General features: G+C 72.3%; 15 protein-coding genes and 1 pseudogene. 9 read left to right on the top strand and 7 right to left on the bottom strand.

The features are described 5' to 3' along the window. Positions 1 to 31: 31 nt before the first annotated feature. The 6 genes and pseudogenes from QMK24_RS15410 to QMK24_RS15385 all read left to right on the top strand — a co-directional run bounded on the left by QMK24_RS15410 (position 32) and on the right by QMK24_RS15385 (position 9,566). Positions 32 to 1,363, top strand: coding sequence for an ABC transporter substrate-binding protein (locus tag QMK24_RS15410; protein WP_283466447.1), 1,332 nt, complete (start codon positions 32 to 34; stop codon positions 1,361 to 1,363). Positions 1,364 to 1,378: 15 nt separating this feature from the next. Beyond that, complete coding sequence (locus QMK24_RS15405; protein WP_283466446.1) at positions 1,379 to 2,254, top strand: carbohydrate ABC transporter permease; 876 nt, start codon at positions 1,379 to 1,381, stop codon at positions 2,252 to 2,254. A gap of 1 nt (position 2,255) precedes the next feature. Further along, the gene (locus tag QMK24_RS15400; protein ID WP_283466445.1) at positions 2,256 to 3,089 is read left to right on the top strand and encodes a carbohydrate ABC transporter permease; all 834 of its coding nucleotides are present in this window, start codon (positions 2,256 to 2,258) and stop codon (positions 3,087 to 3,089) included. 42 nt (positions 3,090 to 3,131) lie between these two features. Continuing rightward, positions 3,132 to 4,376 carry a glycoside hydrolase 5 family protein gene (locus tag QMK24_RS15395; RefSeq protein WP_502962598.1) on the top strand — a complete coding sequence of 415 codons (1,245 nt, stop codon included), beginning with the start codon at positions 3,132 to 3,134 and terminating at the stop codon, positions 4,374 to 4,376. Positions 4,377 to 4,386: 10 nt separating this feature from the next. Beyond that, positions 4,387 to 6,504, top strand: a pseudogene (locus QMK24_RS15390) (endo-beta-N-acetylglucosaminidase). A gap of 14 nt (positions 6,505 to 6,518) precedes the next feature. Next, complete coding sequence (locus tag QMK24_RS15385; RefSeq protein WP_283466442.1) at positions 6,519 to 9,566, top strand: alpha-mannosidase; 3,048 nt, start codon at positions 6,519 to 6,521, stop codon at positions 9,564 to 9,566. Between the two features lie 68 nt (positions 9,567 to 9,634). On the opposite strand, the gene QMK24_RS15380 is transcribed toward QMK24_RS15385, so the two are convergent. Next, entirely contained in the window at positions 9,635 to 10,111 is a 477-nt protein-coding gene (locus tag QMK24_RS15380; RefSeq protein WP_283466441.1) for an SRPBCC family protein, read from the bottom strand. A 24-nt stretch (positions 10,112 to 10,135) separates the two neighbouring features. Further along, positions 10,136 to 10,972, bottom strand: a complete 837-nt coding sequence (locus tag QMK24_RS15375; protein WP_283466440.1) for a DeoR/GlpR family DNA-binding transcription regulator — start codon at positions 10,970 to 10,972, stop codon at positions 10,136 to 10,138. A 232-nt stretch (positions 10,973 to 11,204) separates the two neighbouring features. Between QMK24_RS15375 and QMK24_RS15370 the strand changes: the two genes are divergently transcribed. Next, the gene (locus tag QMK24_RS15370) at positions 11,205 to 13,694 is read left to right on the top strand and encodes a hypothetical protein (protein ID WP_502962596.1); all 2,490 of its coding nucleotides are present in this window, start codon (positions 11,205 to 11,207) and stop codon (positions 13,692 to 13,694) included. Here the strand turns inward: QMK24_RS15370 and QMK24_RS15365 are convergent. From QMK24_RS15365 to QMK24_RS15350, 4 genes are all read right to left on the bottom strand, one after another. Beyond that, positions 13,664 to 16,063 (bottom strand): right-handed parallel beta-helix repeat-containing protein, encoded by a 2,400-nt coding sequence (locus tag QMK24_RS15365; RefSeq protein ID WP_283466439.1) that lies wholly within the window; start codon positions 16,061 to 16,063, stop codon positions 13,664 to 13,666. The genes QMK24_RS15370 and QMK24_RS15365 overlap by 31 nt on opposite strands. A 121-nt stretch (positions 16,064 to 16,184) precedes the next feature. Further along, on the bottom strand, positions 16,185 to 16,787 hold the full coding sequence (locus QMK24_RS15360; RefSeq protein WP_283466438.1) for an Rv1733c family protein: 603 nt from the start codon (positions 16,785 to 16,787) through the stop codon (positions 16,185 to 16,187). A gap of 96 nt (positions 16,788 to 16,883) precedes the next feature. After that, positions 16,884 to 17,711, bottom strand: a complete 828-nt coding sequence (locus QMK24_RS15355) for an MOSC domain-containing protein (protein ID WP_283466437.1) — start codon at positions 17,709 to 17,711, stop codon at positions 16,884 to 16,886. A 63-nt stretch (positions 17,712 to 17,774) separates the two neighbouring features. Next, positions 17,775 to 18,368, bottom strand: coding sequence for a DUF6643 family protein (locus QMK24_RS15350; RefSeq protein ID WP_283466435.1), 594 nt, complete (start codon positions 18,366 to 18,368; stop codon positions 17,775 to 17,777). A gap of 261 nt (positions 18,369 to 18,629) precedes the next feature. Between QMK24_RS15350 and QMK24_RS15345 the strand changes: the two genes are divergently transcribed. Both QMK24_RS15345 and QMK24_RS15340 read left to right on the top strand, forming a co-directional pair. Continuing rightward, positions 18,630 to 19,979, top strand: coding sequence for a TerD family protein (locus tag QMK24_RS15345; RefSeq protein ID WP_283466533.1), 1,350 nt, complete (start codon positions 18,630 to 18,632; stop codon positions 19,977 to 19,979). Between the two features lie 134 nt (positions 19,980 to 20,113). Beyond that, the gene (locus tag QMK24_RS15340) at positions 20,114 to 21,262 is read left to right on the top strand and encodes a glycosyltransferase family 4 protein (RefSeq protein ID WP_349307892.1); all 1,149 of its coding nucleotides are present in this window, start codon (positions 20,114 to 20,116) and stop codon (positions 21,260 to 21,262) included. Here the strand turns inward: QMK24_RS15340 and QMK24_RS15335 are convergent. Then, positions 21,235 to 22,413 carry a glycosyltransferase gene (locus QMK24_RS15335; RefSeq protein WP_283466433.1) on the bottom strand — a complete coding sequence of 393 codons (1,179 nt, stop codon included), beginning with the start codon at positions 22,411 to 22,413 and terminating at the stop codon, positions 21,235 to 21,237. The two genes, QMK24_RS15340 and QMK24_RS15335, sit on opposite strands and share 28 nt — an antisense overlap. Positions 22,414 to 22,708 lie beyond the last annotated feature (295 nt).

Raw genomic sequence — 22,708 nt, 5'->3', positions numbered from 1 at the left:
CTCCTGGCCCGAGCGAAGGAGCTTGTCAGCCATGTCCGTATCCCGTGGAAGATTCCGTGGCACCGCCCGTGGAACCACTCGTAGAACGGCCATCACGGTCCTGCCCCTCCTGTTGTCCGCGCTGACGCTGACCGCCTGCGGCTCCGGCGGTGACAGCGGCGGGAGCAGCGCCGACGGCAAGATCGAGGGCGACATCAGCTTCCAGACCTGGAACCTGCGGGCGAACTACAAGGACTACTTCGAGGGCCTGGCCAAGGACTTCGAGAAGCAGAACCCCGGCGTCCATGTGAAGTGGCTCGACCAGCCCGCCGAGAACTACGCGGACAAGCTCAGCGCGGACGCGGCCGGCGGAACGCTCCCCGACGTCGTCAACGTCTCGCCCGACCTGTCGTACCCGCTGGCCAAGGCGGGCGTGATCATGAGTCTGGACAAGGAGCCCGCCAGCGCCAAGTTCAAGGGCGACTACACGCCGGAGGCGTGGAAGGGCAATGAACTGCCGGGCCTGGAGGGCTCGTACGCCTTCCCCTGGTACCTCAACACCGGCCCGCTGTTCTACAATAAGACGCTGTTCCAGCAGGCCGGACTCGACCCGAACAAGCCGCCGAAGACCTACGACGAGCTCTTCGCGGACGCCAACACCATCGCGGTGAAGTCCGGCGGGAAGACCGCCACCCTCGCGGGCACCCCGTCCATCGAGGACTTCGGCCGCTACGGCGTCCCGCTGATGAACGCGGACGCGACCAAGTTCACGTACAACGACGCCAAGGGCGTGGAGCTGCTCACCAAGTACCAGGAGCTGTTCAAGAACGGCGGTCTCGACTCCCAGGCGCTGACCAGCGGACCGGACGCCGTGGGCCAGAAGTTCCTGCAGCAGAAGGTCGCGATGAACCCGGGCAGCGCGCACGACCTGGGCACCTTCAAGCAGAACGCGCCCGACCTGTACAAGAACCTCGGCATCACCGACGCGCCCAACAACACCGGCCACCCCAACATGTATGTGATGGGTATGGCGGTGAACAGCCAGAGCAAGCACAAGGCGGCCGCCATCGCCTTCGCGCACTTCATCACGGATAAGCAGAACCAGGAGTCCTTCGCGCACAAGGTCGCGATCTTCCCGAGCACCGCCGGATCGCTGGACCAGGAGTACTGGACGAAGGACGACGGCACCGACGAGGGCCGGGTCCGGGTCGCCTCCGCGCGGCTGCTCAAGGGCGCGGTGAACTACACGCCGGTGGTGATGACCGACGAGATGAAGACCATCCTCAAGAACGAGGTGGCCAAGACGCTGCAGGGCAAGAAGTCGCCGCAGCAGGCTCTGGACGACGCCGTCAGCCAGAGCGACAAGCTGCTCAAGCAGAGCTGAGCGGGCGGAACCGACATGAGTGCACGGACCCACCGGGCCGCCAGCCCCTGGCTGTTCCTGCTGCCCGGCCTGGTGATCATCGCCGCGTTCAGCCTCTACCCGTTCATCAGCACGGTCGGCACGGCCTTCACCGACGCCCGCACCCTGACCCCCGGCCACTGGGTGGGGCTGCGGAACTTCCAGGACATGCTGGACGACGAGCAGTTCTGGACGGGGCTGCGCAACAGCGGTCTGTATGTGCTGCTCGTGGTGCCCTGCACCGTGCTGCTACCGCTCCTGCTGGCCCTGCTCGTCCAGAAGCAGGTCCCCGGCATCGCGTTCTTCCGCTCCTCCTTCTACACCCCGGTCGTCGCCTCGGTCGTCGTGGTCGCGCTGATCTGGGTGTGGATGCTGGACGACCGCGGGCTGGTCAACGGGATCCTCGGCTACTTCGGGACCGGCCCGGTGGAGTTCCTCAGCAACCAGTGGCTGCTGCTGTTCAGCGCGATGGCGCTGACGGTGTGGAAGGGCCTCGGCTACTACATGATCATTTACCTGGCGGCGCTGACCAACGTGCCGAAGGAGCTGCACGAGGCGGCCGCCGTGGACGGCGCGGGAGCGGTCCGCCGTTTCCTCAGCATCACCGTCCCGGCGGTCCGCTCCACCATGGTGCTGGTCGGCGCGCTGTCGTCGGTGGCGGCCTTCAAGGTCTTCACCGAGGTGTATCTGATGGCCGGTCCGACCGGCGGACCGGCCGGCGAGGACACCACGATCGTCATGCTGGTCCAGCGGGTCGGCACCGGGCTGTCGGGGCGTACCGGATACGCCTCCGCACTCTCCGTGGTGATCTTCGCGGTCACCCTGGTCCTGATGCTGCTGGTGCTGCGCGCCGACCGCAAGGACGGTGAGTGACATGGGCAGCCGCATGCGCCGCTGGGAGATCGTGCTCCGGTACCTCCTGCTGCTCGGGGTACTGGCCGCCACCGTCGGCCCGTTCCTGTGGCAGCTGAGCACCTCGCTCAAGGGCCCGACCGAGGACATGTACAGCTACCCGCCGAAGCTGCTCCCCGAGCATCCGACGCTGGACAACTACTCGGGCGTCGCCGACATCATCCCCGTCTGGGACTACGCCCTGAACTCGCTCAAGGTCGCGGTCGCCAGCGTCGTCACCAACTGCGTGGGCGCCTCACTCGCCGGCTACGCGCTCGCCCGGCTGCGCTTCCGGGGGCGGAAACTCGCCGGCACCGCCTTCGTCATGGCGCTGCTCGTGCCGTTCGAGTCCATCTTCATCGCGCAGTTCACCACCATGCGTGATCTGCAGCTGAACAACACCCTCGTCGCCGTCGTGCTGCCCGGCTGCATCGGCGCGATGAATGTGCTGCTGATGCGGAACGCCTTCAGCCACCTCCCGTACGAGATCGAGGAGGCCGCCGTCATCGACGGAGCCAATGTCTGGCAGCGCTTCGTACGGATCGCGCTGCCCTCGGTCAAGGGCACGCTGGCGGTCGTGGCGATCTTCTCGTTCATGGGCGCCTGGGACGACTTCCTGTGGCCGCTGATCGTGCTGTCCGACCCGGACAAATACACGCTGACCGTCGGGCTCAACTTCCTGCACGGCACGTTCGCCAACAACCCCAGGCTCGTCGCCGCCGGGACCATCATCGCTGTAGCCCCGCTCATCGTCATGTTCGCCTGCCTGCAGCGGTACTTCTTCCGCGGCGTGGGCGAAGGCGCCGTCAAGGGCTGAGCCCCGCTCCCCATCACGAGGACACCGCACCGGATGAACGCAATGCGCTTCGGCGTCAATTACACGCCCACGCACGGCTGGTTCCACCACTGGCTCGACTTCGACCTCGACGAAGTCCGCGCCGACCTGGACTCCATCGCCGCCCTCGGCCTCGACCACATCCGGGTCTTCCCGCTCTGGCCGGTCTTCCAGCCGAACCGCACCTTGATCCGGCCGCGCGCCGTCGAGCAGCTGGTCCAGCTCGTGGACGCGGCAGCCGAGCGCGGACTCGACACCGCCGTGGACGGACTCCAGGGCCATCTGTCCAGCTTCGACTTCATCCCCTCCTGGACCACCACCTGGCACCGCCGCAATCTCTTCACCGACCCCGACGTCATCGACGGCGAGGCCGACTACCTGCGCACCCTCGCCGCGGCGCTCGCCGGCCGGCCCGGTTTCCTGGGCATGACCATCGGCAACGAGATCAACCAGTTCTCCTCGGGTCCGCACCCCGACCCCGACCGGATCACCCCCGCCCAGGCCGAGTCCTGGCTGCGGCGGGTGCTGGGCGCGTGCGAGGAGGGCGCGCCGGGCAAGTTCCATCTCCACGCGTCCTACGACGCCGCCTGGTACCAGGACGACCACCCCTTCACCCCCGGCCACTCCGCCCGGCTGGGTGCCGCGACCGCCGTTCACTCCTGGGTGTTCAACGGCACCGCGCAGCGCCACGGCCGTACCGGCACCGCCACCGAGCAGCACGCCGCCTACCTGATCGAGCTGTCGAAGGCCTGGGCCACCGAACCGCACCGCCCGGTGTGGCTGCAGGAAGTGGGCGCGCCCGCCCCGCACATCCCGGCCGGGCACGCCGCCGAGTTCACCACGGCCACCATCGAGGCAGCGCTGGACTGCCCGGACGTCTGGGGCATCACCTGGTGGTGCTCCCACGACGTGGACCGCGCGCTCGCCGACTTCCCCGAGCTGGAGTACAGCCTGGGCCTGCTCACCACCGACCGGAAGGTCAAGCCCGCGGGCGAGGCCGTCGCCCGCGCCGTCGAGCACTGGCGGGGGCGCGAGCACCGCCCGGCGCCGCGCACCACCGCGCTGGTGGTGGACGTGGGGGACAGCGTGAGCGCGCCGGCCCGGTCGGTGTGCGCGCCCGGCGGGGCCTTCTTCGAGGCATGGATGCGACTGGCGGCCGACGGCGCCCGCCCCACCGCCGTACTCGCCGAACTCGCCGGTGACGCCGCTCACCTGGCGGCCCGCGGCATCACCGATGTCTTCACCGTCGAGCAGGTCGAACACCTTTAGGGAGCGCACGATGACCGAGCACAGCAGCTCTGCCGACTCCGCCTCCGGCCCCCTCACGTCCGACCGCCCGGGCCCGACACGGCGCCGGGTCCTGATCGCCGGGGCGGGCACCGTGGGCCTCCTGCTGGCACCCGGTGGCCTGCCGGGGGCGGCCGCCGCGGCCGGCGCGGCCCGGAACCTGCAGCCCTACGCCTCCTACTGGTTTCCCGACAGCCTGCCCTCCGGAACCCCCGGTGACGGCATCACCTGGCGCAGCCTCAAGGCCTGGACGCCCGAGACCGACCCCGATCTGGCGTTCAACACATCGAGTGTCCCGCTCGCCGGGCGCTTCGCGCCCACGCCCGCCAACACGACCGCGCGCACCGGCCAGGCGCGGGTCTCGGGCCTGGCCGCGTTCGACCACACCGCGGGCAACCCCTCCCAGGGCTCCGCCACCGCCGACTACTACGCGCTGACGCACTGGGCGTACCTGGACGAGCTCGTGTTCTGGGGCGGCTCCTCGGGCGAGGGCCTGATCCTCGCGCCCAACGCGCCCGTGGTGGACGCCGCGCACCGCAATGGGGTCCCCGTACTCGGCACCGTCTTCCTGCCCCCGGCCGCGTACGGCGGCGACCTGCGCTGGACCCGTGACCTCGTCCAGCGCGACGCCGACGGGCGCTTCCCCATCGCGGACCAGCTGATCCGGGTCGCGCGGGTCTACGGCTTCGACGGCTGGTTCCTCAACGCCGAGACCGGAGGCGGGGACGCACCGCTCGCCGCCGCCATGCGGGACTTCGTCGAGTACCTGCGCGACCACGGCCACGGCCTGCGCGTCACCTGGTACGACGCGATGACCGACACCGGAGCCGTCGACTGGCAGAACGAACTCAACCCCCGCAACCAGGAGTTCTTCAGCGCCGCCGACTCGATGTTCGTCAACTTCGACTGGAGCCGGGCAGGCCTCGCCGCCTCCGGCAGCCTCGCCGGACAGCTGGACCGCAGCCGCTACGAGGTGTGGGCGGGCATCGATGTGGAGTCGCGCGGCTGGGACACACCGGCCGACTGGGACGCGATCGTCCCCGCCGGCCGGCCGCATGTCACCTCGTACGGCTTCTACCGCCCCGAATGGACCTGGACCAGCCTTCCGGCGGACCGGCGCGCACCCGGCGACTTCCATCTGCGCGACGACCGGTTCTGGACCGGGCCGTCACTGGATCCCTCGGCGCCGCAGAGCGGCACGGGGGACTGGCGGGCCCCCGCCGAATCCGTCGCCGACCGCTCCACCCTCACCGCGCTGCCCTTCGCCACCACGTTCAACACCGGTCACGGACTGCGCTGGTACGAACGGGGCGCACCCGTCTCGGACACCGCCTGGAACCACCTCGGGCTGCAGGACCGGCTGCCCGGACGCCGCTGGGTGGTGCGCAGCACCGGCACCCGCCCACGGGCGGGCTTCGACTTCGCCGACGCCTGGCGCGGCGGCAGCAGCCTGCTGGTGGACGGCGTGCTCGACGCCCCGGCCACCGTCGAGCTGTTCGGTGCCAGGCTGCCGCTGACCGGCGGCGCCGTGGCGGAGCTGACCCACCGCACCGACCCCGGCTCCGGCCCGGTCCGGGTGGACGTGGCCGTCGCCCTGGACGAGCCCGGCGCGCCGGGGAAGCCGCCGCGCTTCACCTACCTCCCCGCCGGCGCCCTCCCGGCGGGCGGCTGTGGCTGGACCACGGCGACCGTGCGCTTGCGGCAGCCGCGCGGCAGCGTCATCCACGTCCTGGGAGTGCGGCTGACCGGATCCGGTGGCACGGCGGTCCGCTGGCGGCTCGGCGGTCTCGCGGTGCGTGACGCGGCCGCGAAGGCGCCCGGCCGCCCCGGCGCGCTCACCGTGACCGGCGCGCTCCCCGCCGCGGACGGTGCCACGGCCGCCCTGCGCATCCGCTGGGGCCGCTCGCCCGGTCCGGTCCGCCACTACGAGGTGCACCAGGTGCTGCCCGGAGGCGGCCGGCGCTTCCTCGGCGGGACGTGCGGTACGGCGTAGTACGTGCCGGCGCTGCGGCGCACGGCGGGCGAGCCCGCCACCCGCCTCGAAGTCCGCGCCGTCAGCGAGCTGTTCACCTCCTCGAACCCGTCCGCTGCCGCGTTCACCTGGAACTAAGGAAACCCACCCTCATGCACAGCAACCGCACCGTCACCGAGGACCGGCTCAAGCGGGTCCTCGACGAACGCATCCGCCCCGCCGTCTACCCGCAGTCGGTTCCGCTGGACATCGGGATCTGGAACGCCCCCGGCGAGCCGGTCCCGGTGGCCGAGGGCCTGGTGGCGCCGCGTACGCCCATCGAGACCGGCGAGCCGTGGGGCCCGCCGTGGGGCACCAGCTGGATCACCGTGACCGGAGTCGTGCCGGACGAGTGGGCCGGCCGGACCGTCGAGGCGCTGCTGGACCTCGGGTTCGACGAGAACATGCCCGGCTTCCAGTGCGAGGGCCTGGTGTACCGGGCGGACGGCTCGCCGGTGAAGGGGCTCAACCCGCGCAACCAGTGGATCCGGATCGGTGCGCCCGTCGCGGGCGGCGAGAGCGTGGAACTGCACATCGAGGCCTCGTCGAACCCCGTGCTGCTCGACTACCACCCCTTCCTGCCCACCGACCTCGGCGACACGGACACCGCGGGCGACGAGCCGCAGTACAAGCTCGCCCGGATGGATCTCGCGGTCTTCGACCCGACGGTGTGGGAGCTGGTCCAGGATCTGGAGGTGCTCGGCGGGCTGATGGCGGAGCTGTCCACCGACTCACCGCGCCGCTGGGAGATCCTGCGGGCCGTGGAGCGGTCGCTGGACGCCGTGGACCTGCAGGATGTCGGCGGCACGGCGGCCGCCGCCCGCGAGCGGCTGGCGGAGGTCCTCGCCGCGCCCGCCCACCAATCCGCGCACCGCATCAGCGCGGTGGGCCACGCGCACATCGACTCGGCGTGGCTGTGGCCACTGCGGGAGACCGTGCGCAAGGTCGCGCGCACCATCTCCAACATGACGGCGCTGCTGGAGGAGGAGCCGGAGTTCGTCTACGCCATGTCGCAGGCGCAGCAGTACGCCTGGATCAAGGAGCACCGGCCCGAGGTGTACGCACGGGTCAAGAAGGCCGTCGCGGAAGGCCGGTTCGTACCGGTCGGCGGCATGTGGGTGGAGTCCGACACCAACATGCCCGGATCCGAGGCGCTCGCACGGCAGTTCGTGCACGGCAAGCGGTTCTTCCTGGAGGAGTTCGGCATCGACACCGAAGAGGTGTGGCTGCCCGACACGTTCGGCTACTCGGCCGCGCTCCCGCAGATCGTCAAGCAAGCCGGCGCCAAGTGGTTCCTGACCCAGAAGATCTCCTGGAGCGAGACCAACAAGTTCCCGCACCACACCTTCTGGTGGGAGGGCCTGGACGGCACACGGGTCTTCACCCACTTCCCGCCCATCGACACCTACAACGCCCAGCTGTCGGGCAAGGAGGTCGCCCACGCCGTCCGCAACTTCCAGGAGAAGGGCTCCGCGACCCGGTCGCTGGCCCCGACCGGCTGGGGCGACGGCGGTGGCGGCACCACCCGCGAGATGCTCGCGCACGGCAAGCGGCTGGCGGACCTTGAGGGCTCGGCGAGGGTCGTCTTCGAGACTCCGTCGGCGTTCTTCGAGAAGGCCCACGCCGAGTACCCGGACGCCCCGGTGTGGGTGGGGGAGCTGTACCTGGAACTCCACCGGGCCACGCTCACCAGTCAGGCCCGTACCAAGCAGGGCAACCGCCGCAGCGAACACCTGCTGAAGGAGGCCGAGTTGTGGGCGGCCACCGCGGCCGTGCGGGTCGGATTCCGCTATCCGTACGAGGATCTGGACCGGATCTGGAAGACGGTGCTGCTGCTGCAGTTCCACGACATCCTCCCCGGCTCGTCCATCGCCTGGGTGCACCGTGAGGCGGAGGCGAAGTACGCGGCCGTCGCCGGGGAACTGGAGCGGATCATCGGTGACGCGCAGGCCGCGCTCGCCGGGGACCCGGCCGCCGGCACCTCCGTGCTGTTCAACGCGGCTCCGCACACCCGCTCCGGCGTCCCGGCGGGCGGCGCCGTCGTCGCGGTGCCCTACACCGGTGCTCCGGTCACGGCCGCGCCGCGCGAGGGCGGCGGTTTCGTGCTCGACAACGGGCTGCTGCGGGTCGCCGTCGACCAACGCGGACTCGTCGTCTCGGTCTACGACACCGCGGCCGGCCGGGAGACCATCGCGCCGGGCTCCGCCGCCAATCTCCTGCAGCTGCACCCCGACTTCCCCAACCGCTGGGATGCCTGGGATGTCGACACGTTCTACCGCAACACGGTCACCGACCTCACCGATGTCGACATTCTGGAGCTGGACGCGGTCGGCGGTGCCGCGGCCGCCGTCCGGGTGACCCGCGGCTTCGGGTCCTCCCGGGTGGAGCAGGTGCTCACCCTGCGGGCGGGAGAACGCCGGCTGGACATCGCCACCGAGGTGGACTGGCACGAGACCGAGAAGTTCCTCAAGGCCGCGTTCCCGCTCGATCTGCACGCCGACCGGACCGCCGCCGAGACCCAGTTCGGCCACCTCTACCGGGCTACCCACACCAACACCAGCTGGGACGCAGCGAAGTTCGAGGCATGCGCCCACCGGTTCGTCCATCTGGAGGAGCCCGGCTGGGGAGTCGCCGTCGTCAACGACTCGACGTACGGCTACGACGTGACCCGCACCGTGCGCCCGGATGCCGAGACCTCGCTGACCGGCGGTACCACCACCACCGTCCGGCTCTCCCTGCTGCGCGCCCCGCGCTTCCCCGACCCCCACACCGACCAGGGCACCCACCGCTTCCGCTACGCACTGGTGCCCGGCGCCGCGATCGGCGACGCGGTGCGCGAGGGCTACCGGATCAACCTGCCCGAGCGCCGGGTGCCGGGCGGCACGGCGGTCGCGCCGCTGGTGTCCGTCGACCATGACGCGGTCGTGGTGACGGCCGTGAAGCTCGCCGACGACGGCAGCGGTGATGTGGTGGTGCGGCTGTACGAGTCCGGCGGCGGCCGGGCCAGGGCCCGTCTCACCACGGGGTTCGCGATGGCGTCGGCCACGGTGTGCGACCTGCTGGAACGTCCCACCGGTGAGGCCGCCACCCGTGGCTCCGACGTCGAACTGGCGCTGCGCCCCTTCGAGATCAGGACCCTGCGGCTGTCGCGCGAGGCGTAGATCCCGGGTCTGAACCGGAGCCTGAGCCCGGGAAGGGGCCCGGACTCGGGCTCGGGTTCAGGCTGGGTTCAGGCCGTAGCGAGCCGTCTGTCGAGGGTCTGGACCGCGCCGCGGAAGGCGCGGCCCAGACCCGGACGCAGGACGCGCAGCATCAGCCGCAGCGGCGCGGGGCCGTCCATGGCGAAGGTCCACTGGACGAGGCTGCCGGCGGCGGCCGGCTCCACCCGCCACTCCTCCAGCAGGGCCCGCAGCCCGGGCGCGTTGCAGGTGTCGGCCCGGTAGACATAGCGCCTCGGCGCGTCGGCGACCAGCACCGTCTCCTCGAAGCGGACGCCTCCGGCGAGCGCGATGTCACGGCCCGCCTCGGTCGGCCGGGCGGACTTCACCGCGTCGAACCAGGCCGGCCAGTCCCCGGTGTCCTCGGCCAGGGCGCGGTACACCGCCTCGGGCGGCGCCGTGATGGCGTGGGCGAAGACCAGGCGTACGGGCGCGGTGTCGAGGAAGTCCGTGTCGACGGGGCGCAGGGGGCGCGATCGGCGGGCCATGCGCGCACCCTACGTGACGACGCGTCAGCTGTCTGCGGAGGAGCCCGTCTCACCCGCGACGACCAGGTCCGACAGATACTCGGAGATCTCCGCGCGCAGCACCTCGGGGATGCCCGCGTCCGTCACCAGCGTGTCCACGTCCTCTAGCGAGGCGAACGAACTCAGCCCCACCGTTCCCCACTTGGTGTGGTCGGCGATCACCACGACCCGGCGGGCCGACCGCACGAACTGCCGGTTGGTCTCCGCCTCCGCCAGGTTCGGCGTCGACAGTCCGGCCTCGACCGAGATCCCGTGCACACCCAGGAACAGCATGTCGAAATGGAGCGAGCCGATCGCCCGGTCCGCGACCGGACCCACCAGGGAGTCCGACGGCGTTCGCACACCGCCGGTGAGCACCACCGTCGCCGCGCCGTCCCGGCTCTGCGCGCCCGGGCGCCGCTGCGCCGTGTGAAAGACATCGGCGACCCGCACCGAATTGGTCACCACGGTCAGGTCCGGCACATCCAGCAGGCGGTGGGCGAGTGAGTACGTCGTCGTGCCGCCCGACAGGGCGATGGCGCTGCCCGGCGTCACCAGCCTGGCGGCGGCCCGTGCGATGGCCTCCTTCGCGCCCAGTTCCAGGCTCGACTTGGCCTCGAAGCCCGGCTCATGGCTGCTCGCCTCGATCACCGGCACCGCGCCGCCGTGCACCTTCTCCACGACCCCTTGCCGGGCCAGCGCGTCCAGATCGCGGCGAACCGTCATATCCGAGACGTTCAGCTTCCGGGTGAGTTCATTGACCCGCACCCCGCCGCGTCGCCTGACCTCGTCGAGAATCAGGGCGCGCCGCTGCTCCGCGAGGAGATTCTGGTTGTCGCTCACCCGAGGCCCTTTCCCATCGTCTCATCCGTCTCGTTGACCGCCATCGAACCACGGTCATCCTTCCATGCGGGAGGGCCAAGGGTGTGCGGCGGGTGACTGATACCGCACCGTGCGTTCTTGTCACGATTTCGGGTCACCTTCCGCACGGAGGGCTGCGCCCGCCCGCCGGGACCCCGATCCTGGGACGGCAGGGCAGCACGGCAGCACGCAGCACGGTACGACGGGGGGACATGTGAACCTGCACCCTGGACCTGAGGCCGCGGACACGCGGGCACTCGCACTCGAACTGCTCGTTCACGGCGTCGGCGGCGCCACGCCCGAGCGGATGCTCGGCGATCCGCGCACCGTGCGGGTGGCGGGCGACGACACGGCCGGGATCTACCGCCGCACCGTGGACGCCGACGCCGAGCTCCACCCCGGCGCCCACCAGGAAGCGCCGGTACCGGAGGCGTACACCTGGTGCAATTTGACCTCGGGCAACGGCAGCCGGGCCATGTGGCTGCTCCTGCTGCCCTTCATGGTCGCCAACCTCGCCCACTGGATGCGGCCGCCGACCGGCCGGGCGGGTCTGAACCGCGCCTATGACGTGCTGGTGCGGCTCATCGCGCTCACCTTGACGCTGGCGCTGGTCGCGGCCGTCTGCGAGGTCGCGATGGACCTGGTCGGCTGGCAGTGCGCGGGCACCGCCGGCTGTGTCCGGGGCAAGTACTGGCTCGGCTTCGCCGCCGCGTACGGGGGCGGCTGGTGGTCAGAGCCGGGCCGCCGCCTCGCCCTCTCCGCGCTGGTGCCCGGCGCGCTCACCGCACTGCTGTGGTGGCTGTCCCACCGGACCTGGTACGCCTACGAGTCGCAGCGCCCGGCCGCCGACAACCGGCCCCGGCCCGGCGCGCCCGCCCTCGCGCTGCCCGGCTTCTGGTACGGCCGCCGCCTGGTCGCCCGGCTCCGTTCCGCGCACACGGCCGCAGGCGCCCTCACCGCCGCGACGGCGCTGCTGGTGCCCACGCTCCACTACGACCACGAGCGCGGGCAGGGCGCGCTCGGCGTCATCGGCTGGGCCCTCGCCGGGCTGCTCGCCGTCCTCGCCGCCGCCACGGTCACCGAGATCTGCCGCGCAGGGCGCAGCGAGACGGAACGGGACGAGGCCACGGACCACCACACCGCCCACCTTCTGCTGGGCGGCGGCCCGGCCGCCCTGGTCGCCGCCGCCCTCTACGCCGGCTGGCACCGCCCCGGATGGACCTCCACCGGCCGCCTCCCGGCCGCCGCCACCTTCACCGCCCTCACCCTCCTCCAGGGCGCCCTGATCGCCGCCCTGGCCGTGACAGCGGCTCTCATGCACCGCGCGGCCGACAGCCCGCGCGCGGCAGCCCCGGCGGTCCCGCACCAGACCGCCGGGTCATCGACGAACGGGCTGCCGACCGGCCGGGGCGAAGGGGAGGGTCCCGCCGAGCACGTGGAGGACGGCCATGCCCCCGGTGGGCACCCGGGGCGGGCGGTGCTCCACGGGCTCGGCGGGCCCGCGGTGGCGCTGCTCGCGTGCGCGCTGGGCGGGGTGCTGTCGGGCGGTGCCTGCCAGCGGATAGCGGACTGGCTGGACCGGGGGGCGACGCCGGGGCAGGACGGCGGACCACTGCAGGGGCCGCCGGTGCTGCTGACGTGGCAGGCGTCGATCATTCCCGTACTGCTGGTCGTCCTGGCGGGAGTGGTGGCCGTCGGGGCGTGGCGGCTGTGGCGGGAGCGGGTGGCCATCGGCAAGGAGATGGCCGGGCTGTACCCGGGGGAGAGCCGGCAGCCGGCCCGTACCCGGCAGATCGCCGGGGCGATCGCACGCGCCGGGCTGACCGACTCCCTCGCGCTGCTGGTCGCGGTGGTCTGCACGGTGGCGTTCCTGCTCGGCGCGGGCGCGGTCGTGGGTGCGTGGACCGGCGGGGCCGGTCCCGGGGAGGCGGCGAAGGGGACTCCGGGGCCGCTGCCGGACGTGGCACAGCAGGCGCAGGCGCTGGGGTCATGGCTGGTCGGTGCGGGCGTGGTCGCCCTGCTGGCGCTCGGGCGGCGCGCCTACCGGGACGCCTCCGCGCGCCGGACCGTCGGCATCCTGTGGGACGTGGGCACGTTCTGGCCGCGCGCCGCCCACCCGTTCGCCCCGCCCTGTTACGCGGAACGGGCCGTGCCCGACCTCACCTGGCGGATGGCCACCTGGACCGCCCGCACCGGCGGCCGGATCATCCTGTCGGGTCACTCCCAGGGCAGCGTCCTCGCGGCGGCCGCCGTCTGGCAGCTGGACCCGGCGACCCGGCGCCGTATCGCGCTGCTCACCTACGGCTGTCCGCTGGAGCGGCTCTACGGCCGGTGGTTCCCCGCGTACTTCGGCCCGCCGCAGTTACGGTCGCTGCACCGTGAGCTGAGCGCGTGGCGCAATCTGTGGCGCCGTACCGACCCGATCGGCGGCGCGGTGCGGGTCGCGGAGGGCCCGGTGGTGGACTGCGGGCCGCTCAAGGACCCGGTCGCGTACGGCCGTACCCCGGAGCATCCGCTGCCCGAGCCGGTCCTGGGCCACTCCGGATTCCAGGCGGACCCGGCGTTCGCCGCCGAACGGACCGCCCTGCTGCGCCGGCTGCTGGAGGCGGAACTCCCGGTGCTGCCTGCCTCGTCCTGTCAGCCCGTATCGCCCACGCCACCCGGCCTGCCCGTTCAGGGCAGTTCGGGCAGGTCCTCCGGGTAGAGCAGCTGCAGTTCGTCATGGCTCGGCTCGGTGACGTGCGCGAGGCGTCCCGCGTGCCGTTCGACCATGGCCTCGAACGTCTGGCGCGCCGTGCGGCCGTTGCCGAAGCCAGGTCCCCGGGGGAGCGCGTTGAAGTACTTGAGGATCGCGTCGCCCGCGTCGTCGCCGAGCTGGTACTCGTGCTCGATCGCCTGCGCCTCCACGATCCGCAGCAGCTCCTCGGCCGTGTAGTCGCCGAAGGTGATGGTGCGTGAGAAACGCGATGCCACACCGGGGTTGGAGGCCAGGAAGCGCTCCATCTCGGCGGTGTACCCGGCCACGATGACCACCACCGCGTCGCGGTGGTCCTCCATGAGCTTCACCAGCGTGTCGATCGCCTCGCGGCCGAAGTCCCGCCCGGAGTCCTCGGGCGACAGCGCGTACGCCTCGTCGATGAACAGCACCCCGCCGCGCGCCCGGTCGAACGCCTCCTGGGTGCGGATGGCGGTCGAGCCGATGTGCTCGCCGACCAGGTCCACCCGGGCCACCTCGACCAGATGCCCGCGCTGCAGCACCCCCAGCGCGGCGAGGATCTCGCCGTACAGCCGCGCCACCGTGGTCTTGCCGGTGCCGGGGGAGCCGGTGAAGACCAGATGTCTGCGCAGCGACGGGGCCTTGAGCCCGGCCTCCTGCCGGCGCCGGCCGACGGCGATCAGGTCGATGAGGGTGCGCACCTCGCGCTTGACGCTGTCCAGGCCGACGAGCGCGTCGAGTTCGCCCAGCACGTCGTCCGAGGCACGGATCGACGGCGCGGGCTCCGGTTCCGCGGGCTCCGCGGGACCCTGCTTGGGCACCCCGCCCAGCAGCCCGAACGACTGCACGCCGGCCACCGCGGTCACCTGCTGCCCGGCGTCGGGGGTGTACTCGGCGGCCTTGTCGCTGGTGCAGTCCTTGGTGACCGGGCCCGGCTCGGCGAACTCGTAGCCCCCGCGCGCGCAGCGCTCGGTGCGGCAGCGGGTCAGGGTGGTGCGGCAGCCGTCGATGACATGGAAGCCGTAGCCGCGGCTGCCGGTGACCCGGCAGCCGGTGAAGGTGCCGCGGCCCTCGGCCGAGACATAGAAACCGGCCTCCGCGGGATTGGTGACCGTGCAGTTCTCCAGCGCCGGATCGGCGCCCTTGGTGACGATGACACCGGTCGCCGTGTCGTCGATCGTGACCTGCGCCAGCGTGCCGCCGCTGCCGTGGTCGCGGAACCAGGCGCCGGTGGCGGCCTCACGGATCCGGCAGTCGTCGAGCTGGACGGTCGCGCCGTCGCTCACCGACACCGCCGTGTTGCGGACCTGGGAGAAGTCGCTGTCCACCACATCGGCCCGGGAGCCGCGGTCGAGCACGAACAGGGCGTCGGGCACGTCGTGCACCCGGCAGGAGTCCAGTACGGCCGCGGCCCCGTCGCTCACCCAGACCGCCGGGTAGTCGCCCGTACTGTCGTGGATCTCGCACTGGTTGGCGTCCACCCGGGTACCGGGGTCCCACACCGAGAGGCCGTTGCGGCCGAAGCGGCGCACCGTGGAGCGGGTGAGGGTGAGCACCGAACGGGCCCGCAGGTCGATCGCGTTCTCGGGGATGTCGTGGATGTCGCAGTCGGACAGGGTGAGCACCGCGTCGGTGTCGAGGGTGATCCCGTCGCCGGTGGTGCGGTGCACCTGGCAGTCGGTGAAGCGCCCGGTGGCGCGCGAGGCGACCTGCACGCCGGTGCCCTTGATCTCGTAGACCTCGCAGCCGACGGCCTCGGCGGAGGTGCCCTCGTCGGTGAGCGCCAGGCCCGCGCCGGAGGTGTGGTGGATGCGGCAGCGCTCCAGCCGGGGCGAGGCGCCACCGCGTACCGAGACGCCGGTCTGCCCCGCGCAGACCACTTCGCAGTCCTCGAACAGCCCGCCGGCCGACTCCAGGACGCTGATCCCCAGGCCCGCCGGATTGTCCACGGTGCAGTGCCGGACGGTGGGCCGGGCGCTGTCGCGCACCTCTATCCCGACGGCCGATCTGGTGCTGACCCGAAGCCCGGTCAGTTCCGGCGCGCAGCCCTCGATGAGCAGGGCGGCCACCGAGGTGTCCTGCCCCTCGACGGTCAGGTGCTGCAGGAGTGCTGCCGCGCGTATGGTCAGCGCCACCCCGCCGGCGGGGGCGATGCGCACCGAGCCCAGGCCTTCCGCGGCGCGCAGCGTGACGGCCCGGCTGACGACGAGATTCTCCCGGTAGGTGCCCGGCGCGATCGAGAGGACGTCCCCGTCACCGGCCGCTTCCAGGGCCGCGGCCAGAGTCTCGTACTCTCCCGTTCGGCGGCGCCACCGCGAGCTGCTCGTGCTGGTCACCTGCACCACGCCATGTGCCATCGGGCTGCCCTGCCCCCACCTCTTGCGTATAGCCGACCGGGGGCTCCACCGTAGCGTGCGTGGGGCGCACTCCATGACGAGTCAGGCTGACGACCACCCACTCCCCATCGAGGGCAGGCCGTCAGCCGCCGGCCCCGGCCCGCCCCCAGTCCTGGCCGACGCGTGCCCATTCGCGCTCCCATTCGAGCAGCCGGCGGCGCATCAGCCGCCGCAGCAGCAACTGCCGTGCTGCCACCACCCCCACGCCCGCCACGGCCGCCGAGCCGAATCCGGCCAGCGCCGCGTGGGCGGCGGCGGTGGCGTGGTCCAGCGGCGGATCGACCGGCTGCCCACTGCGGTCGGTCCAGATGTGCAGCCGGCCGCCGACGCGCTGCTGGGCCTCCACCCGGACGGTGCCGCTCCGCGCGGAGCCGTCCGGCGCCGTCCAGCTCAGTACGGCGCCGTGCCGGCGGTCGCGCCCCCGTCCGGAGTCGGCGTCCGCTCCCGCCGCCGACCGGGGTGCGGTCCCGAGCACGGCGGCGGGCACCAGGCCGCGCTCGGCCAGCTGGTGGCGAACGGTGCGCTGCAGCCCGCGGTTCGTGGCCTGGCCGGTCAGCCAGCCGGCCGCGGCCACGGCACAGAGCAGCAGGATCACGGTGGCCAGGCCGATCCACGCCTCGGCCAGATCGGATCTCCGGCGCAGCGGATTGCGCCGCCATCGCCACAGCCGCACCTTGGAGCCCATGGAGCAGCACCCCCTTCCACCGTCCAAATACCTCAAACGGCGCGACACATGCGCGGAGTCATCCGTGCGGGGTCGCAGGAGCGATGCCTTGACGCCTCACTCCAGGATGGTCAACGGGTCGCCGACCCGCAGGGTTCCGGGGTGCTCCGGTATCAGGTTCTGGCCGAAGATCGTCGCGCCGTCGATCCGGTGGTGCCTGGCCAGGCTGCGCAGCGGCTCCCTGCCGCGTTCCGCCGTCTCCTGGTTCGTGGTCGGTACGGCGCAGCGCGCGCAGGACCTGGCGACGCGGAAGGAGACCTCGCCGATCCTGATCCGCCGCCAGCCGTCCTCGGCCCACGCCTCGGTGCCGTCCACGACCGCGTTCGGCCGGAAGCGGTTCATCGGCACGGGCCCCTCGGACGAGTGGTCGCCGCGCGCGATATGGGAGTTGAGGGCGTCGAGGGAGGCGGTGGTGGTGACGAGCAGCGGATAGCCGTCGGCGAACGTCACGGTGTCGCCGGGGATGGAGTATTCGGGGTTGACCGGGCGGCGCACCGACGGGTCGTCCATGTGCATCAGCCGCGACCGCGCGCCGAGGTAGTCGCTGAACCAGGAGTCGGCCGCGGTGTCCGCGTGCACGGCCTCGACCTTGTCCTTGAAGATCAGCACCGGTTCCGTCGTCCCGGGTCGGGGCACGGCCACCCGCAGGGCCTGCCGGCCGGGCGCGGTGAACCGCAGCGAACCGCCCCCCGACGGTTCTGCGGTCACCAGTGCCAGGCGCGGCTGCTGCCGCTGGGTGACGACACGCCCGTCCGCGTCCACCAGCATCCACCTGCGGTCTCCGGCAAGCCCCCACGGCTCCACGTCCGCCACCTCGGGGGTGAGGCCCCGAAGTGATTTGACCGGGTAGATGTGCAGGGCGCTGAGCAGGGCGTTCGTCGACATAACGGCATCCTGCCAGGACAGGCTGACATCGGTACAGCGACCATCCACAGGCGGCGCCGACGGTCAGCCCTGGTAGTAGCCCTGGTTCCCCTGGCCGAGCGGCCGGCGCTGGTAGGGATCCTCCGCATAGCCGTTCGGCACCTGGCGGGGAGGCACGGGGCGCGCCGGCACCGGGCGCGCGGACTCGTAGCCCGTGCCCTGCTGCGGAGCCTGGGCCTGCGGCGGCTGCTGCACCGGGTAGCTCCCGGTCCCACCGCCGTTGTACCCGTTGGCGCCGTTGTTGAAGGTGTTCGCGCCGTTGAAGCCGTTGTACGAGCCGTTCGCGCGCGCCGCCCCCGACTGCTGCGGGATGTACGGCGCGGGAGCGTGCTGTACCGGCGCGGGCTGGGGCTGGTAACCCGCCGACGGGTAGCCGTTGTACCCCCCCTGCGCGGGCGCGTACTGCCCGTACTGGGACGGGCCGGACGTCAGCGCGGGCAGATTCGACAAGGCCGGGAGGTTACTGCCCGTGTCATACACGGCGTACTCGGCGGGGACCCTGATCGGGGCGATCTGGGGGGTGCCGCGCTCAGCGACGAGGCTGTCGTAGATCGGCGTGTCCGGGAAGGACGGCGCTGCGTAGTAGCCGCCGCCATAGGTGCCGCGGGGGGAGCTCATGGCACTTAAGTTAAGCCCACGATGTGCTGGTTGGGGAGACCGATTAGAGGGTTGTTTTGTGTGCTGTGAGTGACGCCTGACCCCCAATACGAGCGAATCAACGAAAATCGGTCATCATTGAGCGTTGAGATCGCGTAAAAGGCGTGCCCGCGGGGCGTTACCGGCGGTCGCCCGCGCCGCGGAGCGGCAGCATGGGTTCCTCACCACGACGATGGGTCCCGCTACCTTGGGCGGCACCGTGCAGAGGGGGAGAGCATGACGATGCGCAAGGGCATGAACGTGCTGGTGTCCGTGCCGACGGTCCGCGTGGAGCTGGGATGGCGGACGGGCCCCGGAGTCCCGGACGCGGACGCCTCCGCCCTGCTGCTGGTGGGAGGCAAGGTCCGGTCCGACGCGGACTTCGTCTTCTACAACCAGCCCGTGCACGCGTCCGGTGCCGTACGCCACGAGGGCAAGCGCACCGCGGGTGACGCGGTGACGGACGCCCTGTCGGTCGACCTCGGCGGCGTCGAACCCGCCATCGAGACGATCGTGCTCGCCGCCTCCTGCGACGGTGGCACCTTCGGGCGGATCCCCGGTCTGCACATCCGCCTCACGGATCCGGCCACCGGCGCGGAGCTGGCCCGCTTCGACAGCACCGACGCGTCCGTCGAGACGGCGTTCGTACTCGGCGAGCTCTACCGGCGGCAGGGCGCGTGGAAGTTCCGCGCGGTGGGGCAGGGCTACGGCAGCGGACTCGGCGGACTCGCCACGGACTTCGGGATCTCCGTCGACGAGCCGCCCGCCGCCGCGCCCGTACCCCCTGCTCCTGCCCCCGCTCCCGTTCCCGTGGTGCAGCCGCCGCAGCCGTACCAGGTCCCGCCGTCGCCGTACCAGTCGCAGCCGCAGCAGCCGCCCTTCCAGACCCAGCCGCAGCCGCAGTCGTACCAGGCTCCGCCCCCGCCGATGCAGCCGCCGTCCGCGCCGCAGCCCGTCCGGCTCACGAAGGTGACGCTCACCAAGGAGGCGCCGTCGGTCTCCCTCACCAAACAGGGCGGCACCTCCGGCGCGATGCGCGTCAATCTGAGCTGGCAGGTGCACAAGCAGTTCAAGGGCTGGGGGCTCAAGAGCGGGATGGCCTCGGCCTTCCACTCCGACCTCGATCTCGACCTGTGCGCCCTGTTCGAACTCACCGACGGCAGCAAGGGCGTGGTCCAAGCGCTCGGCAACTCCTTCGGGTCCCTCCACCAGCCGCCGTATCTGCATCTCGACGGAGACGACAGAACCGGCGGCTCGGAGTCCGGCGAGAACCTCACCATCAACCTCGACCACAAGGCGGCCTTCCGCCGGATCCTGATCTTCGTGACGATCTACGAAGGTGCCCGGAGCTTCGCCGGTCTGCACGCGACCGTCACCCTGCAGCCACTGAACGGTGCCCCGATCGACTTCTCGCTCGACGAGTGCACCGTGCCGTCGACCGTCTGCGCCCTGGCGCTGATCACCAACCAGGGCGGTGACCTGATGGTCCAGCGCGAGGCGCGCTACCTGGTGCCGCAGCGCGGGGTGAGCCCGCAGCGCACCGTCGACTACGCCTACGGATGGGGCATGAACTGGACACCGGGCCGTAAGTGACCCGGAGCGCGCCAAACCTGCCCTCACGGCTCTGACGCTGTGCCAGAGTGACTCCCGGAGCGGGGGATTCCGGTGGATTCCACGGGATTCCGCGAGGTCGTCGAGGGTCGCTGAGGGTCGCGAGGGGTGAGGCCGTGCGGGTCGCCATGCTGTCCGGGCCCGACGGGCCGCAGCGGCCGGACGTCTGGCGCACGGCCGCGGGCACGGTGGCCGATGTCGTCGAACTGGTCACCGTCGGGTCGTTGAGCACACCGCCGCTGCCGGGGCTCCCCTTCGCCGGGCGCGACGAGCGGCGGCCGCACCGCTACGAGATCGAGTCCGCGGACCGGGACCGGAGCCACGTGCCCGGCGGTGCGCTCGGGCACCGCATCACCGCAGGCCGCATCGAGGCGGTCCTGCAGGTCGAGAGCGCGGAGTGCGGTGCGGTCGACGTCCTGCACGCCCATGCCCCCGGCGCGGCCGGCCACCTGCCGTGGCTGTCCCGGGTCACGGGCATCCCGTACGTCGTCTCCGAGCACGACCGCCGCTGGCTCGGGCACCCGACGCGGCCGCTCCCGGGCCTTCTCGACCGGCGGCGCGCGGCGCGCCTGTACCGGGAGGCGGCCGCGGTCCTGCCGGTCAGCGACATGCTGCTCGCCCGGCTCGGTGAACTCGGGCTCCCCGGCCGCCACCGGCTGGTGCCGCACCCCGTGGACACCGAGGCGCTGCCGGCCGTACCCGCCCGGGCGCGGATCAGCCAGGACCCGGTGCGCATCGTGGCCGCCGGCCCGGTCGTGGAGAACGAGGGATGGGACGTCCTGGTCGATGCGTTCGCCGAGGCCTTCGGCAAGGATCCGCGGCTGCGGCTGCGGATCATCGGCGACGGACCGGGGATCGACGCCCTGCAGGAACGCATCGAGCGCACGGAGACCAACGGCGCCGCCGTCCTTGTCGGCGATCTCGGCCGCGAGGGGACCCTGCACGCCCTCGCGCACGCGGACCTCTACGCCGACGCGCGCCACGTCAGCGGCTTCGGCACCGGCGCGCTGGACGCGCTGTGCTGCGGGACCCCGGTAGTCGGCACCCGCACCGGAGCACTGCCCGAACTCGTCGGCCACGACGGCGGCATCCTCGTACCGCCCTCCGATCCGCGGGCCCTCGCCCGCGCGCTCGTCGAAGCCGCCGCGGAACTGCGCCTGCGGCAGCCCGCCGCACTCGCGGAGCGGACCCGGCGGCTCTTCGGCCCGGCCGCCGTCGGCGCCCGGCTGGCTGCGGTCTACGCCGAGGCGTCGGGGCGCGCGTAGGTCCGGCCCTTCCACGCGGCGCCCCGGCCGCGGTAGTGCTGGACCGCGGAATCGACCGTCATCAGCAGATACAGCGCCGCCGTGAACGGGAGCAGCGGCGCGAGCCACAGCGGCTGCCGGTAGTAGCGCAGCATCGGCAGATAGGTGCCCGCCATCACCGCCCATGCGGCCGCGCCCAGAGCGCACAGCGGCCGGGCGCCCGCCGCCGCGCCGCCCAATGCCGCCAGCGGCGGCACCAGGTAGACGAGGACGAGCCCGGCCACCGTCGCCGCCAGCACCGCCGGATTGTGCCGCAGCTGCGCGTAGGCGCTGCGCGACACCATCCGCCACAGCTCACCCAGGTCCGGATAGGGGCGCACGCTGTCCACCCGGTCCGCCAGGCCGAGCCAGATCCGGCCGCCGCTGTTCTTGACCGCGCGGGCCAGCGCGACATCGTCGATCACCGCGTGCCGGATCGACTCCGGCACCCCCGCCGCCTCGACCGCCGTGCGGCGGATGAGAACGCAGCCGCCGGCCGCGGCCGCGGTCCTGCCGCCCGGCCGGTTGATCCAGCGGAACGGATACAGCTGGGCGAAGAAGTAGACGAACGCCGGGACGATCAGCCGTTCCCACGCCGTCTCCACGCGCAGCCTGGCCATCAGCGACACCATGTCGAGTTCCGCCGCCCGCGCCGCCGCCACCAGTGCGCGCAGCGAGTCCGGTTCATGCGCGATGTCCGCGTCCGTGAGCAGCAGATACTCCGCGCGGATCCGCTCGCCGGCCAGCGCGATGCCGTGCCGCACGCCCCACAGTTTCCCGGTCCAGCCCGCCGGAAGCTCGCCGGGCGAGGCCACCGTCAGGGGCAGCCCGCCGTGCCGCGCGCCGAGCGACCTGGCCGTGTCGCCCGTCCCGTCCGAGCTGCCGTCGTCGATCAGGAAGACCTCGGCCCGGCCCGGATAGTCCTGCGCCAGCAGCGACGGCAGGCTCCGCGGCAGCACCGCTGCCTCATCCCGCGCGGGCACCACGACGGCCACCGTCGGCCACATCGCCGGCTCCGCGGGCATGTCGCCCACCGGCAGCCGGACGTCCGTCCGCCAGAAGAACCCCTGTGCCAGCAGCAGCCACACCCACGCCAGCAGCGACACCCCAGCGACCCACGTCAGCACCGTCACCCGCCGCAGTCTGCCGCAACGACGGCGCGGCGTTGCCAGGCACGGCCGGGTGTCGTCCGGGCACGGGCCGGTCCGGACGACACCCGCATCGCCGGCGACCGGCCCATGACCGACCCGTGTCCCGTTCGCCAGGCCCTGCGCCGCCGGGCACGGGCCCGTACGGACGACGCCCGGACCGCCCGCGATCGGCCCCCGCCGTACCCGCGTCTCGCCTCCGGTCCGTGTCCCGTGGCTGTCCCCGTCCGCTTTGCCGCGGCGGAACCCGTGTGCCCGCGCGGGCGGCGGCCGGTCGTCG

Origin of the sequence: Streptomyces sp. PH10-H1 (assembly GCF_030063355.1) — a bacterium.
Lineage (GTDB): Bacteria > Actinomycetota > Actinomycetes > Streptomycetales > Streptomycetaceae > Actinacidiphila.
This window is presented reverse-complemented; position numbering and strand designations above follow the sequence as displayed.